At 63.5% G+C, this 17,474-nt stretch carries 19 protein-coding genes and 1 pseudogene; 8 read left to right on the forward strand and 12 right to left on the reverse strand.

Features of this window, described 5'->3' with window-relative positions; translation table 11 throughout:
• Window positions 1–52: 52 nt before the first annotated feature.
• Window positions 53–397 (reverse strand): cupin domain-containing protein, encoded by a 345-nt coding sequence (locus P9217_RS15755; protein WP_127216747.1) that lies wholly within the window; start codon window positions 395–397, stop codon window positions 53–55.
• Window positions 398–710: 313 nt separating this feature from the next.
• On the opposite strand from P9217_RS15755, the gene petA reads away from it, so the two are divergent.
• The 5 genes and pseudogenes from petA to P9217_RS15785 all read left to right on the forward strand — a co-directional run bounded on the left by petA (window position 711) and on the right by P9217_RS15785 (window position 5,046).
• On the forward strand, window positions 711–1,271 hold the full coding sequence (gene petA / locus P9217_RS15760) for a ubiquinol-cytochrome c reductase iron-sulfur subunit (RefSeq protein WP_066994342.1): 561 nt from the start codon (window positions 711–713) through the stop codon (window positions 1,269–1,271).
• Window positions 1,272–1,288: 17 nt separating this feature from the next.
• Window positions 1,289–2,593: a cytochrome b N-terminal domain-containing protein gene (locus P9217_RS15765; protein WP_066994345.1), complete on the forward strand. Its 1,305-nt coding sequence runs from the start codon at window positions 1,289–1,291 to the stop codon at window positions 2,591–2,593.
• Between the two features lie 19 nt (window positions 2,594–2,612).
• Window positions 2,613–3,470 (forward strand): cytochrome c1, encoded by an 858-nt coding sequence (locus tag P9217_RS15770; RefSeq protein ID WP_278087228.1) that lies wholly within the window; start codon window positions 2,613–2,615, stop codon window positions 3,468–3,470.
• A 140-nt stretch (window positions 3,471–3,610) separates the two neighbouring features.
• Window positions 3,611–4,295 (forward strand): annotated as a pseudogene (locus tag P9217_RS15775) (phosphatase PAP2 family protein).
• 205 nt (window positions 4,296–4,500) lie between these two features.
• Window positions 4,501–5,046, forward strand: a complete 546-nt coding sequence (locus P9217_RS15785; RefSeq protein WP_066994354.1) for an adenine phosphoribosyltransferase — start codon at window positions 4,501–4,503, stop codon at window positions 5,044–5,046.
• Between the two features lie 74 nt (window positions 5,047–5,120).
• Here P9217_RS15785 and P9217_RS15790 read toward each other — a convergent pair whose 3' ends face one another.
• From P9217_RS15790 to P9217_RS15810, 5 genes are all read right to left on the reverse strand, one after another.
• Entirely contained in the window at window positions 5,121–5,591 is a 471-nt protein-coding gene (locus P9217_RS15790) for a MaoC family dehydratase (protein ID WP_066994357.1), read from the reverse strand.
• Window positions 5,588–6,049 carry a MaoC family dehydratase gene (locus P9217_RS15795; protein WP_066994904.1) on the reverse strand — a complete coding sequence of 154 codons (462 nt, stop codon included), beginning with the start codon at window positions 6,047–6,049 and terminating at the stop codon, window positions 5,588–5,590. The genes P9217_RS15790 and P9217_RS15795 overlap by 4 nt, the downstream gene beginning before the upstream one ends.
• Window positions 6,050–6,152: 103 nt before the next feature.
• Window positions 6,153–7,256 carry a redox-regulated ATPase YchF gene (gene ychF / locus P9217_RS15800; protein WP_127245972.1) on the reverse strand — a complete coding sequence of 368 codons (1,104 nt, stop codon included), beginning with the start codon at window positions 7,254–7,256 and terminating at the stop codon, window positions 6,153–6,155.
• A gap of 94 nt (window positions 7,257–7,350) precedes the next feature.
• Complete coding sequence (gene pth / locus P9217_RS15805; RefSeq protein WP_095801668.1) at window positions 7,351–8,073, reverse strand: aminoacyl-tRNA hydrolase; 723 nt, start codon at window positions 8,071–8,073, stop codon at window positions 7,351–7,353.
• 24 nt (window positions 8,074–8,097) lie between these two features.
• Window positions 8,098–8,742 (reverse strand): 50S ribosomal protein L25/general stress protein Ctc, encoded by a 645-nt coding sequence (locus P9217_RS15810; RefSeq protein WP_066994365.1) that lies wholly within the window; start codon window positions 8,740–8,742, stop codon window positions 8,098–8,100.
• Between the two features lie 457 nt (window positions 8,743–9,199).
• On the opposite strand from P9217_RS15810, the gene P9217_RS15815 reads away from it, so the two are divergent.
• The gene (locus tag P9217_RS15815) at window positions 9,200–9,853 is read left to right on the forward strand and encodes a glutathione S-transferase family protein (protein ID WP_278087229.1); all 654 of its coding nucleotides are present in this window, start codon (window positions 9,200–9,202) and stop codon (window positions 9,851–9,853) included.
• Window positions 9,854–9,984: 131 nt separating this feature from the next.
• Here the strand turns inward: P9217_RS15815 and P9217_RS15820 are convergent, their stop codons facing one another.
• Entirely contained in the window at window positions 9,985–10,428 is a 444-nt protein-coding gene (locus tag P9217_RS15820; RefSeq protein ID WP_278087230.1) for a MarR family transcriptional regulator, read from the reverse strand.
• A 150-nt stretch (window positions 10,429–10,578) separates the two neighbouring features.
• Between P9217_RS15820 and P9217_RS15825 the strand changes: the two genes are divergently transcribed.
• A complete protein-coding gene (locus P9217_RS15825) occupies window positions 10,579–11,442 on the forward strand; it encodes an alpha/beta hydrolase (protein WP_278087231.1) in 864 nt (287 codons plus the stop codon).
• Between the two features lie 72 nt (window positions 11,443–11,514).
• Here P9217_RS15825 and P9217_RS15830 read toward each other — a convergent pair whose 3' ends face one another.
• Window positions 11,515–12,744 carry an MFS transporter gene (locus tag P9217_RS15830; protein ID WP_176477688.1) on the reverse strand — a complete coding sequence of 410 codons (1,230 nt, stop codon included), beginning with the start codon at window positions 12,742–12,744 and terminating at the stop codon, window positions 11,515–11,517.
• Window positions 12,745–12,875: 131 nt separating this feature from the next.
• Between P9217_RS15830 and P9217_RS15835 the strand changes: the two genes are divergently transcribed.
• Complete coding sequence (locus tag P9217_RS15835; protein WP_278087232.1) at window positions 12,876–13,760, forward strand: helix-turn-helix transcriptional regulator; 885 nt, start codon at window positions 12,876–12,878, stop codon at window positions 13,758–13,760.
• Here the strand turns inward: P9217_RS15835 and P9217_RS15840 are convergent.
• The 4 genes from P9217_RS15840 to pgeF form a co-directional block, all read right to left on the reverse strand.
• On the reverse strand, window positions 13,757–14,692 hold the full coding sequence (locus P9217_RS15840) for a ribose-phosphate pyrophosphokinase (protein ID WP_066994382.1): 936 nt from the start codon (window positions 14,690–14,692) through the stop codon (window positions 13,757–13,759). The genes P9217_RS15835 and P9217_RS15840 overlap by 4 nt on opposite strands.
• Before the next feature lie 163 nt (window positions 14,693–14,855).
• Window positions 14,856–15,470 carry a hypothetical protein gene (locus P9217_RS15845; RefSeq protein ID WP_095801664.1) on the reverse strand — a complete coding sequence of 205 codons (615 nt, stop codon included), beginning with the start codon at window positions 15,468–15,470 and terminating at the stop codon, window positions 14,856–14,858.
• 55 nt (window positions 15,471–15,525) lie between these two features.
• Window positions 15,526–16,677: a Xaa-Pro peptidase family protein gene (locus tag P9217_RS15850; protein ID WP_278087233.1), complete on the reverse strand. Its 1,152-nt coding sequence runs from the start codon at window positions 16,675–16,677 to the stop codon at window positions 15,526–15,528.
• A complete protein-coding gene (gene pgeF, locus P9217_RS15855) occupies window positions 16,678–17,466 on the reverse strand; it encodes a peptidoglycan editing factor PgeF (RefSeq protein WP_278087234.1) in 789 nt (262 codons plus the stop codon).
• Between the last annotated feature and the right edge of the window lie 8 nt (window positions 17,467–17,474).

Genomic DNA, 17,474 nt, shown 5'->3' on the forward strand with positions numbered 1-17,474 from the left:
AACTAGGCGGGAATCGGTCCGCGGACAGGGCCTGTCTCTCGAATAAGCCGCATCACTCCAGCCATTCGGTGATGAAGCTGCCGTTCTCGTGGATGTCGGTGGTCTCGAGCGGACCGGGGCCGAGATTGGTGAATTTGTGCGGCGTCTCGGCCGGCACGATCAGAATTTGGCCTGCGGTGGCCGTTATCTGCCGATCGCCGACCGTGAACAGGCCGGTGCCGGAACGGATGACGAAGATCTCCGCGTAAGGATGCTTATGCAGACGCGGGCCGCCGCCGATCTCGGGCTGATAATTGAAGATCAGGCAGGAGTTGGAGCCAAATGCGCCGCATTGCAGCTCACCTTGCCAACGGTCGGGAGTGCTCGCCCATTTGTCGCGGTCGATGACATGCGCCATGGCTCGACAATAGACCGGGCCGGCGGTTGCTGTCGAGGCAAGCGGAGTTCCGATTTACCGCTGAAGTTAGCGCTATTTAGCGCTGTTCGGCGGCCCGATCATCAAGCCGTTGCGCGGGCCGCGGCATGTGCCCGCGACAATGTGCCCTTGTGCCTCCACGCGTCTGGACAAAAACGGGCTTCACGCATAAACCGAACCTCCAAATGCCGGAGGAATTCGCTAGCCTGTTCGCCATGCGCTGTCGGGCCGGCGCGATTGAGCGGGGACAAGGCTCGGCCGCCGGCACGGAAAGAGGCGAAAGGATCAGGCACCCGTGAGCGCAACCGACATCCACGATCCCAACCGTCGCGATTTTCTCTACATCGCCACTGGCATGGCCGGCGTGGTCGGCGCCGGGGCCGTCGCCTGGCCGTTCATCGACCAGATGCAGCCGGATGCCTCGACGCTGGCGCTGGCTTCTGTCGAGGTCGATGTCTCCTCGCTGCAGCCCGGCAGCTCGCTGGTCGTCAAGTGGCGCGGCAAGCCGGTCGTGGTGCGCAACCGCACCGACAAGGAAATGAAGGACGGCGCGGCGGTTAGCCTCAACGATCTCAAGGATCCGATCGCCCGCAATGCCAACTTGCCGGCCGATGCGCCGGCGACCGACGCCAACCGCACCACGCCCGGCAAGGAAGCCTGGATGGTCATGGTGCAGGTCTGCACCCATCTCGGCTGCATCCCGCTCGGCCAGGAAGGCGATTTCGGCGGCTGGTTCTGCCCGTGCCACGGCTCGGTGTACGATACCGCCGGCCGCATCCGCAAAGGCCCGGCGCCGGAGAACATGGCGATCCCGGTGTTTAAATTCATTTCCGATACCAAGATCCTTATCGGTTGAGGCAGGGGGATATTTCGATGAGCGAGGGACACTCCACCTACACACCGAAGACGGGTCTCGGACGCTGGTTCGACGCCCGTATGCCGCTTCCCCGGCTTGTCTATGACAGCTTCATTGCCTATCCGGTGCCGCGCAACCTCAACTACATGTGGACGTTCGGCGGCATCCTGTCGATCATGCTGGTATCGCAGATCCTCACCGGCATCGTGCTGGCCATGCACTACACGTCCGACACCACACTCGCCTTCGATTCGGTCGAGAAGATCATGCGCGACGTGAATTCGGGATGGCTGTTGCGCTATCTCCATTCCAACGGCGCCTCGTTCTTCTTCGTGGCCGTCTACATTCACATCTTCCGCGGGCTGTTCTACGGCTCCTACAAGGCGCCGCGCGAGCTGCTCTGGATCCTCGGCTGCATCATCTACCTCCTGATGATGGCGACCGGCTTCATGGGCTATGTGCTGCCATGGGGACAGATGAGCTTCTGGGGCGCCACCGTCATCACCGGCTTCTTCAGCGCCATCCCGCTGGTCGGCAACTGGATCCAGGAACTGCTGCTCGGCGGCTTCGCCGTCGACAATCCGACGCTGAACCGCTTCTTCGCCCTGCATTACCTGTTGCCGTTCATGATCGCCGGCGTCGTCGTGCTGCACGTCTGGGCGCTGCATGTCGTCGGCCAGTCGAACCCGACCGGCATCGAGGTCAAGTCGAAGACCGACACCGTCGCCTTCACGCCCTATGCGACCATCAAGGACGCGTTCGGCATGATCGTGTTCCTGTTCTTCTTCGCCTATTTCGTCTTCTACCTGCCGAACTACCTCGGCCATCCGGACAACTACACGGTCGCCAATCCGCTGAAGACGCCGGCCCACATCGTTCCGGAATGGTACTTCCTGCCGTTCTACGCGATCCTACGCGCCATCACCTTCAACATCGGGCCGATCAACTCCAAGCTCGGCGGCGTGCTGTGCATGTTCGGCGCCATCGCCATGCTGTTCCTGGTGCCGTGGCTCGACACCTCCAAGGTGCGCTCGGCGGTCTACCGGCCCTGGTACAAACTGTTCTTCTGGCTGTTCGTGGCCGACGCCATCCTGCTCGGGTGGCTGGGCTCGCAGCCGGCGGAAGGCTCATACGTGTTCATGGCGCAGATGGCGACGCTGTTCTACTTCGCCTTCTTCCTGGTCGTGATGCCGGTGCTCGGCCTGATCGAGACGCCGCGGCGGCTGCCGAACTCGATCACCGAGGCGGTGCTGGAAAAGAAAAACAAGGGAGCCGGCGGGCATCCGGCAGGCGCGGTCAGCGCGCCGGAAACCAAGGGCTGAGAATCTGAGGGGATTTGGCATGAAGAAGATTCTCACCGCGCTGGCGCTGCTTGGCCTGGTGGTTGCGGGCACCGCTGCCATCGCCGCCGAAGAGGAACACAACGCGGCGGCCCCGACGCATTTCCCGATCAATGAACCGAAGGAAATGAGCTGGAGCTTCGCCGGGCCGTTCGGCACCTACGACAAGGCCCAGCTGCAGCGCGGCCTGAAGGTCTACAAGGAAGTCTGCTCGGCCTGCCACTCGATGAACCTGGTGGCGTTCCGCACGCTGGAAGGCCTCGGCTACTCGGAAGCGCAGATCAAGACGCTTGCCGCCGAGTACACCATCCATGACGGCCCGAACGATGCCGGCGACATGTTCGACCGCCCGGGCAAGCCGTCGGATCACTTCCCGTCGCCGTTCCCGAACGAACAGGCCGCCGCGTCCGCCAATGGCGGCGCCGCTCCGCCCGACATGTCGCTGCTCGCCAAGGCGCGCGGCGTCGAGCGCGGCTTTCCGCGTTTCATCTTCGACATTTTCACCCAGTATGCTCAGGGCGGCCCGGACTACATCCACTCGCTGCTCACCGGCTACGACCAGGCGCCGCCGGCCGGCATGGTGATCCCCGAAGGCACGCACTACAATCCATACTTCCTGTCCGGCGTGTCGCTGAAGATGCCGAAACCGCTTTCGGACGGCCAGGTGACCTATGACGACGGCTCGCCGCAGACGGTCGACCAGTATTCGCGCGACGTGTCGGCGTTCCTGATGTGGGCCGCCGAGCCGCATCTCGAAGAGCGCAAGAAGACCGGCTTCCGCGTGCTGGTGTTCCTGCTGCTGTTCGGCGCGCTGGTCTACCTGACCAAGCGCAAGGTGTGGGCCGAAGTAGCGCACTGAGCCGCGATCGGTCAGACACTTTCGAGGGGCGCCGTAAAGGCGCCCTTTTCATATTTCGGGACCGCTTTGATCCGGCCGTGTCACATGGCTGTCATTGCGCATCGCGATCCTGCGTTGCCCCACCGCCAAGGATCGTGCCCATGAAAAGACTTGCGCCGCTTGCAGCCGTGGTGCTGCTTCTTGTCGCCCCCTCGGCAGTCCGCGCCGAGGACGCCCAGCCCTTTGTCACCAACAAGGACGTCCACTTGACGATGATCCTGCCGCCGCCGCCGGCCAATGATTCGGCCGAGATCAAGGCAGAGCTCGGCGAGGTGCTGACCCTGCAAGTGACGCGAACTCCCGAAATGGAAAAGCGTGCTATCGCCGACGCCGAAGAGGACGTCTGGCGCTTCGCCGATGTCATGGGACCGAAATTCAGCAAGGAGACGCTGCCGAAGTTCAGCGCCTTCTTCGACCGCGTGGTGGCGACCGAAGGCGCGGTCGTCGATCCGGCCAAGGACGTGTGGAAGCGTCCGCGTCCGCATCAGCGTCAAACCCGCGGTGAAGCTGTCGAATTCCGGTTCCTGGCCCTCGGGCCATGCGACGGTCGGCACCATGATGGGCATCATCCTGTCCGACATGGTGCCGGAGAAGCGGGCCGAGATCATGGCCCGCGCGGCCGAATATGCCCATAACCGCGTGGTCGGCGGCATCCATTATCCGTCGGATGTCGAGATGGGCAAGATTTCCGGCAGCGCGATCGCCGCGGTCCTGCTCAGCCGGCCCGATTTCAAGACCGAGTTCGAGGTGGCGCGATCCGAGCTGCGGTCCGACCTCGGCATGTGAGCCGTCCGTCGCCGACGTTTCTGCAAGGGCGCCAGCGGGCGCCTTTTTCGCTTGCGGCGCCGGCACGGGAGCAAGGCAGGCGATGCCGATCCTTTGCCGGATGCGCTTGTCTCCCGGGCTCCATCGCGGTAGCCGTTGTTGGTTGCGTTGCGCCGGGCGCGTCGACGCCGTTATATCCGACAGCCGGACACGCGGAGCTCGTCTCATGAAACCCTCGCTCGAAGACACGCTGCTTGCGGCCATCCGCACCATTCCGGATTACCCCAAACCCGGCATCCTGTTTCGCGATATCACCACGCTGCTCGGCGACGCTCGCGCCTTTCGCCGCGCCATCGACGAGCTTGTGCATCCTTACGCCGGGCTGAAGATCGACAAGATCGCCGGCATCGAGGCGCGCGGCTTCATCCTGGGCGGCGCAGTGGCGCATCAGCTTTCGGCGGGTTTCGTCCCGATCCGCAAGAAGGGCAAGCTGCCTTACGAGACCGTGCGCGTCGCCTACAGCCTCGAATACGGTCTGGACGAGATGGAGATGCACAAGGACGGCGTCTCGCAAGGCGAGAAGGTGATCCTGGTCGACGATCTGATCGCCACCGGCGGCACGGCGGAGGCGGCCGTCAAGCTGCTCAGGCAGATCGGCGCCGACATCGTCGCCGCCTGCTTCGTCATCGACCTGCCGGATCTCGGCGGGCGCCAGAAACTGGAAGCGCTCGGCGTGCCGGTAAGGACGCTGATCGGCTTCGAGGGGCATTAATCAGTGTTGAATGGTGAATAGTGAATGGTGAATAGGGAATGGTTCACTGGTCACCATTCACTATTCACCATTCGCTACTCCACCTTCACCAGCACCGCGCTGTCGAACTCGATAACCTTATCGCCGCTGGAGTCGAAACCTTCGGAACGCAGCGTGAGCAGGCTCCAGCCGGGGCGGCCGGCAAGGGGCCGATGGGCAAGCGCTGTGCGGGTGAAGGTCACGGTTTCGCCGGCATAGACCGGCTTCAACCATTTGAGGTTGCGAAACCCGGGCGAGGGGCCGAATTCGGGCTGCGGGCCGGGACCGGTCCAACGCACGCCCTCGGTCTCCATGCGCTTTTCGAGGTTGTATTTCATCCAGGTGGCGGCGGTGTGCCAGCCGGAGGCGCAGAGACCGCCAAGCATGCTCTTCTTCGCCGCCTCCTCGTCGACATGGAAGATTTGCGGATCGTATTTCCTGGCGAACGCCTTGATCTCGTCGGCCTCGAATTTGTGCGCGCCGAGGGTGACGGTTTGGCCGATGAGGAAATACTCGTCCAGGGTCACGCGACGGCCCCGCGGGTCAGAAACATGCCGGTGTTCTCAAGCTCGAAGACGCATTCGCCGCGCTGGTTGAACAGCTCGCTGCGCATGCTGACCAGGCCGATCTGCGGCCGCGACTTGGACTGGCGCTTGGAAAGCACGGTGACCTTGCCGGTGAGACGGTCACCGGCCAGAACCGGCTTCTTCCATTTGACATGCTCGATGCCGGGTGAGCCTTGCGAGGTCGAATCGAGCAGGAAGGCATCGCACAGCATGCGCATGAACATCGCGCAAGTGTGCCAGCCCGAAGCCGAAAGGCCGCCCAGGATGCTGGCCTTGCCGGCCGCCTCGTCGAGATGCATCGGCTGGGCGTCGAATTCGCTGGCAAACTCGATGATCTCAGCCGCGCTTACATTCTTGCTGCCGAGGTCGAGCGAGGCGCCCTCGACGAAATCCTCATAGGCCCAGGTCTTTCCGGTCATGTCGGCAATCCGGTTGACGAACGCGTGATCCCGAAGGTCGAGCATCCCGGATGGAGGCCCGAGCCAATTTGGTCAAGTCCTTTCTGGTGAGCCAGCCAGGCACTCAGGTGTTGAACTTGAACAGCATGATGTCGCCGTCCTGGACGACATACTCCTTGCCTTCGTCGCGCGCCTTGCCGGCTTCCTTGGCCGCCACTTCGCCGCCGAGCGTGACGAAGTCGTTGTAGGAGATCGTCTGGGCGCGGATGAAACCACGTTCGAAGTCGGTGTGAATGACGCCGGCAGCTTGCGGTGCCTTATCGCCCTTGTGGATCGTCCAGGCGCGCGTCTCCTTCGGCCCGACGGTGAAATAGGTGATCAGATGCAACAGTTCGTAGCCGGCGCGGATCACCTTGTTGAGGCCCGGCTCGTCAAGGCCGAGCGAGGTGAGGAACTCCATTTCCTCCTCGTCGGAAAGCTGGGCAACTTCCGCCTCGATCGCCGCCGAGATCACCACCGTGCCCGCGCCCTGCGCGGCGGCCATCTTCTCCACCGCCTTTGTATGCTCGTTTCCCGTGGCAGCGTCCGCCTCAGCGACGTTGCAGACATAGAGCACGGGATGCGATGTGAGCAGGTTCAGGCCCTGCAGGATGCGCAGATCCTCCGCCGCGATGCCATTGAGCAGGACGCGGGTCGGGCGACCTGCCTGCAGCAGTTCGAGCGCCGCCTCCATCATCGGCAGAACGGTCATTGCTTCCTTGTCCTTGCCGGCGGCGCGCTTGCGGACCTGCACGATGCGGCGCTCCAGGCTTTCGAGATCGGCGAGCATCAGCTCGGTCTCGACGGTCTCGGCGTCGGCGACCGGATCGATGCGGCCCTCGACATGGGTGATGTCGTCATCCTCGAAGCAGCGCAGCACATGCACGATGGCGTCGACCTCGCGGATGTTGGCGAGGAACTGGTTGCCCAGACCTTCGCCCTTGGAGGCGCCGCGCACCAGTCCGGCAATGTCGACGAAGGAGATGCGGGTCGGGATGATCTCCTTCGACTTGCCGATCGCGGCGATCTTCTGCAGCCGCGGGTCCGGAACCGCCACCTCGCCGGTGTTCGGCTCGATGGTGCAGAAAGGATAGTTGGCGGCCTGCGCGGCAGCCGTCCTGGTCAACGCGTTGAACAGCGTCGACTTGCCGACGTTGGGCAAGCCAACGATGCCACATTTGAAACCCATGTTCGTCCGGTCCTATCGGGAATTCGAGATTTGGTGAGGGCTATGGGCGAAAGCGCGGACGATCGTCAAGCCCTTGGCATGATCGTTTCGACGCTCAGTCTTTTCCGAACAGCTTCTTCAGCATCGCGGCCATCGGCCCGCTCTCGGGAACCTTCGCCGGCGGCTGCTGCGGGCGGGCCTGGCGGATATGGCTCTGCTGTTTTGGCGCCTTGGGCGGAGGCCGATCGTCATCGCCGGTCGGCACGAGCTTCTCGCGCAGCGCCAGGGTGATGCGGTTCATGAAGGAGTTGTCGTCGCCCTTGGCCAGCAGTGCGGCGTCGTCGGCGATCGCGTCGAGCAACACGTCGAGCCATTCACGGTCGGCCTTGGCGAAATCGCCGAGCACATGGCCGTGCACCATCTCTTTGACGCCGGGATGGCCGACGCCGATGCGCACCCGGCGATAGGCATTGCCGACATGCTGGTCGAGCGATCGGATGCCGTTGTGGCCGCCGGAACCGCCGCCGACCTTGACCCTGAGCTTGCCGGAGGCAAGGTCGATCTCGTCGTAGAAGACGGTGAGGGCGGCGGCATCGAGTTTGTAGAAGCGCAACGCCTCGCCGACCGACTGGCCGGATAAATTCATGAAGGTCTGCGGCTTGATCAAAAGGATCTTCTCGCCGCCCAGGGCGCCCTCGGCGATCAGGCCCTGGAACTTCTTCGACCAGGGCGAAAAGGAATGGCGGCGGGCTATCGCGTCCGCCGCCATGAAGCCGACATTGTGCCGGTTGTTCTGATATTTCGCGCCCGGATTGCCGAGGCCTGCAAAGACAAGCATCGTCGTCTCCTGGCGCCGAGAGAATTACTTCTCTTCGGCCTCAGCGGCCTCAGCTTCCGGCGCCGCCGCTTCGGCAGTCTCCTCCGTCTCCGGCTTCATTGCCGCGGAGCCGGCGATGGTCGCGATGGTGAAGTCGCGATCGGAGATCACCGGCTTGACGCCGGCCGGCAGGGCAACCGCCGAAATGTGAATCGAGTCGCCGATTTCGGTGCCGGCGAGATCGACGGTGATGAATTCCGGGATCGCGTTGGCAGGGCAGTGGAACTCGACTTCGTGACGAACGATGTTGAGCACGCCGCCGCGCTTGATGCCGGGCGACTTGTCCTCATTGATGAAGTGGACGGGCACGTCGACATTGACCTCGGTGTCCTTGCCGATGCGCAGGAAGTCGACATGGACCGGGAAGTCCTTGACCGGATCGAGCTGAAAATCCTTCGGCAGGACCTGGATCTTCTTGCCGTCGACGTCGATCGTAGCGATCGTGGTCAGAAACCCGCCGCCGTGGATCTTGTAGAAGATGTCCTTGTAGTTGAGGGCGATCGCCAGGGGGGGCTGCTTGTCGCCGTAAATAACTGCAGGCACTTTGCCGTTGCGGCGAACTGCACGGGCGGACCCCTTACCGACCTGTTCGCGCGCTTCGGCCTTGAGCTCGTAAGCCTCGTGGCTCATGGCATTTCCTTTCGCGTGTTATGGAGCGTTCGCGGCGGGCAAGCCCATCCGTAAACGTCGAAAGCCGTCGCGGCCTTGCATGGTCGATCCAACGCTTTTGGCTGTCCAAACGCTTCGGGGATCATGCAGGCCTGGCCGGCCTTCCTCCGCGTTGCCTCCAAGGGTGTCTACGCGGGTGGCGGCTCTATAGCGGAAGGCGGGCAGGGGCGCAAGCCGTTGGACCGCAAGGTGTCGTAAGCACATGAGTTGTCCAGATTAGGTAGCACGAGTTGTCCGGTTTTATCGGCAGCCGGATGGAGGCTGCGCGATGATATCCAGTCGGGGAGGCATAGCCGACGCGTTGCTCCGCTGCAAAGTCGGATCTGGCGAGTTGCGCCGGGTCCCGCCCGCATGCGTCATGTAGCATCGGGCCGGTTTCAAACGTCCTTGGCAGGCAATCGAAGGACCGGAGATCGACATGAAACTACTGTTCAGCCGCAATCCCAATCCTCGCCTCGCGGTCGCGGCAGCGCGCTATCTGAAGGCCGATGTCGCCTTCGAATTCGCCTCGCCCATGGCACCGGGGCAGGCCGAGCGCTACCGCGCGCTTAACCCCAATTTGACCTTGCCTATCCTGGTCGGCCGGGGATGGAGCCTGTGGGAAGCCGATGCGATCGCATGCCGGCTCTCGCGCGACATGCATTCGGATTTCTGGCGCACCGGCGACGACGAGCCGCAGATGATCCGCTGGCTGAGCTGGGGCAAGGAGAATTTCGTCAGGGCCTGCGACATGGTGCATTTCGAGCGCGGCACGAAACAGCGCTGGGGACTGGGGCCGATCGACAAGGCATTGGTCGAGGAGGGGCTGAGGCAGTTCCACATGACGGCCGCCATCCTTGAAGCCGAGCTTTGCGGGCGCCAATGGCTGGTCGGCAATTCGGTTTGCTATGCCGACTTTCGTATGGCGACCTTTCTCGCGTTCAATGATGCTGCCCGGTTGCCGCTCGATGACTATCCATCGCTCAGCCGCTGGTATCGGCGGATCGAGCATATCGATGCCTGGAGCGACCCGTTCCAGGGGCTGGATGCGCCGCCACTGCCGCCGGTCAGCAGAGAGGCCGTGCCGGGTTAAGCAAGGATTTTGAACGGCCCTTCTCGAAGGACCATCGTCGAGGATGCCTGCCAAGCCGCGGCGGAAATGGCCCCGGCGATGGGACGCGGGCCGTGGCCTGCACTAAGCAGACTTTGTCCGGCGTTTGGAGGTCAGGCAGCATCAGCCGATTGGTCGCCGCTCAACGCATCGCGCAACGCCCGGACTTTTCGCGTGAGAGCATCGATCTCGGCCGAGGTCATGCCTGAACGCTCGACCAGCGTTTCGCCCAGACAGCTGCATTGCGTGAGCAGCGCCCGGCCTGCCGCGGTGAGATCGACCTGCACCTGCCGCTCATCGTGATGGCTGCGCTGGCGGGTCACCAGACCCGCCTGCTCCATGCGCTTGACCAGCGGGGTGACGGTGCTCGATTCCAGCGCCAGCCGGCGCGCTATGGTGCCGACCGACATGCCATCGGCCTCTCCAAGCGCATTGAGCACGAGATACTGGGGATACGTGATCCCCATCTCGTCGAGCACGGGCTTGTAGGTACGGTTGATCGCCATGCTCGTGGCGTAGAGCGCGAAACAGAGCTGATTGTCCAGGGGCAGAGGCATCGCGCCATGATCCTTTTGTCGACGTCGTGAGGCTCTTTAGCACAAAAAATCATATCGCGATACATATTATCGTGGACAAGAAGTCATTGTTGCGCTAGACACATCATTATAGCGATATCATTTATCGCGACACCTAAAACGGAGATTGAGATGACTGAAGCTTCACATGCGAAGGCCGGCTCGGGCAGCGGCACGATCACCACCAACGACGGCACGCAGATCTACTACAAGGATTGGGGCACCGGTCAGCCGGTCGTCTTCCACCATGGCTGGCCACTGAGCAGCGACGACTGGGATGCCCAGATGCTGTTCTTCCTCTCCAAGGGCTATCGGGTCATCGCCCATGACCGCCGCGGCCATGGCCGCTCCAGCCAGACTGACACCGGCAATGAGATGGACACCTACGCCGCCGATGTGACGGCGCTGGTTGCGCATCTCGACCTCAAGAACGCCATCCATGTCGGGCATTCGACCGGCGGTGGCGAAGTGGCGCGCTATGTCGCGCGGTACGGTTCCGAAGGCCGTGTCGCCAAGGCTGTGCTGATCGGCGCGGTGCCGCCGATCATGCTCAAGACCGCTGCCAATCCCGGCGGCTTGCCTATCGAAGTGTTCGACGGCTTTCGCTCGGCGCTGACGACGAACCGCGCCCAGTTCTTCCGCGACGTTCCGGCCGGCCCTTTCTACGGCTTCAACCGTCCAGGCGCGACGGTGTCGGAAGGTGTGGTCGACAATTGGTGGCGGCAGGGCATGATGGGCGGCGCCAAGGCGCATTACGACTGCATCAAGGCGTTCTCGGAAACCGACTTCACCGAGGACCTGAAGAAGATCGACGTACCGGTGCTGGTCATGCATGGCGACGACGACCAGATCGTGCCGATCGCGGATTCGGCGCTGCTCGCGATCAAGCTGCTCAAGAAGGGCGAGCTCAAAGTCTACAAGGGCCTTCCGCACGGCATGGCGACGACCCATGCGGACGTCATCAATGCCGACCTCCTGGCTTTCTTCCAGGCCTGAGTCCCAGCGCCAGAAAAGCACCCGCCATCGCGCGGGTGCTTTGCTCTCTGGAGCTCGTCCGGAGTGGCCGGCTCAGGCTTTCCTGGCCTCCTTCATGTTCGGCAGGAACACGGTCAGCAGGCCGAGGAAGGGCAGGTACGAGCAGACGTGGTAGACGAAGTCGATGCCTTTCATGTCGGCGATGACGCCGAGCACGGCCGCAGCGATGCCGCCCATGCCGAAGGCGAAGCCGAAGAAGATGCCGGCGATCATGCCGACGCGGCCGGGAACCAGTTCCTGCGCGAAGACGACGATGTTGGAGAAGGCCGACGACAGGATCAGGCCGATCACAACGGTAAGCACCATCGTCCATTCCAAATTGGCGTAAGGCAGCGCCAGCGTGAAGGGCAGAACGCCGACGATCGAGAACCAGATCATCGCCTTCTGTCCGTAGCGGTCGCCGAACGGGCCGCCGAGCAGGATGCCAAGCGCCGAGGCGCCGAGGAACAGGAAGAGCATGACCTGCGACATCTGCACCGAAACGCCGAACTTATGGATGGCGTAGAAGGTGTAGTAGCTGGACAGCGAGGCGATATAGGCGTTCTTGCTCAACACCAGCAGCGTCAGCACCGCCAGTGCCCCCATGACCTTTTTGCGTGGGAAGGGCGAGACGTGAGCCGCCGGCTTGCGGCTGGCCATCGAGGCGCGCAGCCGGCTGTACCAGCCGCCAACCTGCCACAGCACGACGATGCCGATCAGCGAGCCGACGGCGAACCAGGAAATGCTCGTCTGGCCGAAAGGCACGACGATGAAGGCGGCGAGCAGCGGGCCCATCGCCTGGCCGAAATTGCCGCCGACCTGGAACAGCGATTGCGCGAGACCGAAGCGGCCGCCCGAGGCGAAGCGGGCGATGCGCGAGGATTCCGGATGGAAGATCGCCGAGCCGATACCGATCAGCGAGGCGCCGATCAGGAGCAGCCAGTAATGGCCGGCATGCGCGAGCACCACCAGCCCGACCAGTGACGAGGCCATGCCCCAAGGCAAGGAATAGGGCATCGGCCGCTTGTCGGTGATCATGCCGATCACAGGCTGCAGCAGCGAGGCCGTCACCTGGAAAGTGAACGTAAGAAGGCCGATCTGCCAGAAATCGAGACCGTAATTCTCTTTGAGCAGCGGATAGATCGCCGAAAGCAGCGACTGCATGATGTCGTTGACGCAGTGGCAGAAGCTCACCGCAAGAATGACGGTGAAGGCCGTCGCTTGCGCCGAGGTGTGGCTTGCCGGCGCTGGGGTGGCGACGGCGGTGGCGGTCGTATCGGTCAAGGCAATGCTCCGGGTCTTTTTGGCGGCGAACCGCAGCCAGCCAGCTTTATTGGCCGCTTGTCTTATAATCGGCTTGAATGGCGACTTCTTTCGTGGTTTGGTCCAATAGTTTCGCAAGTGGGCCACATCGAATGCCGCATGGCCGGGAAATCTTCAGGGGCGATGCCGCCGAGCTCGGCCGGCTGCATGAAAGCCGCTGGCAGTGGCTGGAGCAGGCGGTCGGGCCGGCGGTCGCGCTGCCGACCGAATATCCCGACGGCTACCACGTGCCGCGGCACCGCCACAGCCGCAGCCAGTTGCTGCATGCGCTTGTCGGCGTCGTGCTGGTGACGACCAGGCACGGCCGCTGGATGGTGCCGCCCGACCATGCGATGTGGATACCGGCCGGCATCGAGCATTCGGTCGAGATGCTGGGCGACGTCTCGATGCGCTCGGTTTATGTGGTGCCGGATGCAATTCCCGGCCTGCCGGAGGGATTACGCGTCGTCGGCATCACCGAGCTGATGCACAGCCTGATCGTGGAATCGGAGAAGCTGCCTCAGGGCGGCGAGCTCGAAGGACGCGCCGGGCTGATCATGGGGCTCTTGCTGCATGAGATACCGAACCTGCCGGAGCGGCCGCTCGGCCTGCCTTTTCCGTCGGATCCGAAGCTCGCGGCGCTCTGCCGGCGCTTTGTCGCGGCGCCTTCGCCACATGCGACGATCGACGAATGGGCGGATGCCGCTGGCATGAGCCGGCGCTCCTTCACACGCGCCTTCCACCGCCAGACCGGGCTGTCGCTCTCCACTTGGCGCCAGCAGGCCTGCCTGTTCGCGGCGCTGCCGAGGCTCGCCGACGGCGAACCCATCACCAGGGTGGCGCTCGATCTTGGCTATGACAGCGTGCCGGCGTTCATCACCATGTTCAGGCGCATGCTCGGCAGCTCGCCTCGCGGCTATATGCGCGGCGCGCGCGAGTCAGGCGAGGGGCCAAAGCGATCAAGCGGCCCGGTTCAAGCCAGCAGCGCCGCGGCTTAGTCGAACAGGCTTGAGACCGATTCTTCTGTCGCCGTGCGCGAGATCGCCTCGCCCATCAGGTCGGCGATCGAGATGACGCGGATGTTGGGCGCGTCGAGCACGGCCTGGCTGGGCTGGATGGAATCGGTGATCACCAGTTCTTGCAGTTTCGAGCCACTGATGCGGGCAACGGCGCCGCCCGAGAGCACGCCATGGGTGATGTAGGCAGTGACGCTGGTCGCGCCGTTGGCGAGCAAGGCATCGGCCGCGTTGCAGAGCGTGCCGCCGGAATCGACGATGTCGTCGATCAAGAGGCAATCCTTGCCGGCGACGGCGCCGATGATATTCATCACCTCGGATTCGCCGGGCCGCTCGCGGCGCTTGTCGACGATGGCGAGCTGCGCATCGAAGCGTTTTGCAAGCGCGCGCGCCCGCACTACGCCGCCAATGTCGGGCGATACGACGACGACATTGCCGAGCTGCTTGTATTTCGCCTTCACGTCGCGGGCCATCACCGGCACCGAGAACAGATTGTCGGTCGGGATGTCGAAGAAGCCCTGGATCTGGCCGGCGTGCAGGTCGAGCGTCAGCACGCGATCGGCGCCGGCGCGGGTGATCATGTTGGCGACGAGCTTGGCCGAAATCGGCGTGCGGCCTGAGGCGCGGCGGTCCTGCCTGGCGTAGCCGAAATAGGGAATGACCGCCGTGATGCGCCTTGCCGAGGAGCGCATGAAGGCGTCCATCATGATGAGCAGCTCCATCAGATGGTCGTTGGTCGGATAGGAGGTCGACTGCAGGATGAAGACATCCTCGCCGCGCACGTTCTCCTGGATCTCGACGAAGATCTCCTGATCGGCGAAGCGCCTGACGCTGGCCTTCCCCAGCGGGATGTTGAGATAGCGAGCGACCGCTTCGGCCAGCACCCTGTTGGAATTGCCCGCAAAAAGCTTCATGCACCGTTCCTGGTGAAGGATGGAGAGACGGGACAGACTCTCATGAGCCTTTATGCCGGGCTTTTAGCGGCCCGCGCCGGTATTGCAAGCCTCGTGATCGGGAATCGTTCGACAAGGCGCAACAAAGGCCGGCTGGATCGCAAGCCGGCAACAGGTTGGTCGATCAACCGGCGCCGTCGCCGCCGAGCCACGCGGTGAACTGGTCGATCGTCTGGTCGGCGATGGCCTGCATGGTCGCCGGCGCTACCGCCGGCCAGCCTTCGCCACTGCCAACCGAGGCCGCTTTCTGCTGCCCATTGATGCGATGCAGGCGGTTGCCCGAAGGATCGTAGATGTCCCAGACATAGATGACTGTGGTCTCCTTGCCTTCGGACATCGTCGAAAAATATCCCTTCAGCACATGCGTCGCCGTCTGGTCGGTGCTGCCGACAAGGGTCACGCCGCGCTGCCTGGCGCGCGTCTGCAATTCCGCCGTCAAGGGTGCTGCGGCCTCCACCGAGGCGCCGACGATCGGCGCTACCTGCAGCCGGGTCTTGGCGATGGCGGCGGCCTGAGCCGGCGTGGCAGGCGTTGAAGCCGCCGCGGTCGCTGTGGGCGCGGGCGCGGTGGTCGTTGTTGGCGATGCGGTGGCCGACGTGCCCTGGGTGGCCGGCAGAGCCTGGGCCGAACCCGCCGGCGGCTTGACGGCAGAAGGATCGAGGACGTCCTTGGCGTTGGTGCAGGCGGCCAGCGCCAGCGCCGCAAGCAATGACACGGTCGTCACCTGCGATCGTCTCATTTGCCCGACAACTCCTTGGTGGCGAACGCCCCCGCGTGAACCAACCATTATGGATTCACTGCACGATCAAGTCGAGATCATGGCGCGAGAGCGGCTTCGGCGCCGATTCCGTGGTAAGATAGGTGCGGCCGAGCGTCATCGCCGTATCGGTTTCCGAATCCATGATGATCATATGCGCGAACAGCGTCATGCTGGGCGCGATCGGCTCCGGATTGCCCTGGTAGAACATCGGCATGTCCATCCAGGACGGCGTGAAGCGGGCGCCGAGCGAATAGCCGCAGGCGTTCAGCCGGTGCTTGGTCAGATTATGCGCCTCCAGCGTGCGGGCATGCGCGTCGAAGACGTTGCCGAAGGAATTGCCCGGCGTCATCGCCTTCTCGACGGCAAGCAGGGCCGCGCGGGCGGCATCGAACAGTTCCTGGTGGCGCTTCGAGACCTTCCCGGTCAAAACGGTGCGCATCATCGCCGCGTGATAGTGATGGAAGACGCCCGCCCATTCGAGCGTCAGCTGGTCGTTCTTGGTGAGCTTGCGGCGGCCGGCCTTGTAGCGGCAGAGCAGGGCATCGGCGCCGGAGCCGATGATGAATTCGTTGGCGGGATAGTCGCCGCCGCCGGCAAAAACTGCTCCTTGCATGGCGGCCAGGATCAGCGCCTCGTCGCCGCCCTGCTTGATCAGCGGCAGCGCGGCATCGAGCGCATCGTCGGCGAGGCTTGCGGCTTTTTCGGCCTTGGCGATCTCGGCCGGACTCTTGAAGAGACGCAGCCGGCCGACTATCCCGGAAGCATCGGCGATCTGGCCGAAGGTCTGCAACTGCTCGTCCACGCGACGGCCATTGTAGGCCGTGAGGCCGTGCGTGTCGTATTCCACGCCGATGCGGGCGCCAAGCAGATCGAGATCGTTGAGCAGGTTGCGCAGGTCGATCGCGGGATTGGCGCCATCACGATCGGTCCACAATACGATATTCTCGATGGTCGAGGTGTTTCGCGCCTGCCTGAAATCGGCCGAGCGGGTGAGCAGCACCATCGAGCCGTCGCCCTTCACCACCAGGCACTGGAAGAAGCAGAAGCCGAAAGTGTCGTAGCCGGTCAGCCAGTACATGCTCTCCTGCGCGAACAAAAGCACGGCGTCGAGCTTCTTCTCGGCCATCTCGATCAGCAGCCGGTCGCGCCGCGCGTCGAATTCCGAACGTTCGAAATGCAGCGCCATTTACTCTTTCTCCAGAACGATTGCCGAAACCTGCCGCCCGTAATCCGCTTCCTTGCGGTGGGTGGTGCGGCGGTAGGAATAGAAAAGGTGTTCTTCGGCGTAAGTGCAGCGGCCGAGCCCGTCGGCGGTCACGCCGGCCTTGCGCAACCGATCGACCGTATATTGGTTGAGGTCGAACATCGAGTGGCCAGGGTTCTGCGACGATCTGAAGTAGAGTTGATTGCCGGGGTCGGCCTCGACGAAGCGAGCGACGAATTCCGGTCCCACCTCGTAATTGTCGGGTCCGATGGAAGGGCCGAGCACGGCGACGATGCGATCGCGGCGGGCGCCGAGCCCTTCCATCGCGGCTACGGTGTTTTCGAGCACGCCGGTGAGGGCGCCTTTCCAGCCGGCATGGGCCGCGCCGATGACGCGCGCCTCCGCGTCGGCGAACAGCACCGGTCCGCAATCGGCCGTCGAGGCGCCGACAGCGATGCCCGGCCGGTCGGTGACGATGGCGTCTGCCTTGGGGCGGGGGCCGGCAAAAGGCTCCCTGGCAATGACGACATCGGGAGAATGGACCTGGTGCGCGGTGAGGAGATGATCCGCCGGCACGCCCATCCAGTAGGCAACGCGGCGACGGTTCTCGGCAACCAGCGTCTGATCATCGCCGGAGCCCGTGCCGATGTTGAGGCCTTGATAGATGCCGCCGGAGACGCCGCCGATGCGGGTGAAATAGCCGTGGCGTATGCCTGGCGCCTTCGCAAGCAGCGGCGAGCGTACTGGATCGGGTCTGGTCTGATTCAGCATGGAAGGGT

The sequence above is a fragment of the Mesorhizobium sp. WSM4989 genome, assembly GCF_029625795.1.
Classification (GTDB): domain Bacteria; phylum Pseudomonadota; class Alphaproteobacteria; order Rhizobiales; family Rhizobiaceae; genus Mesorhizobium.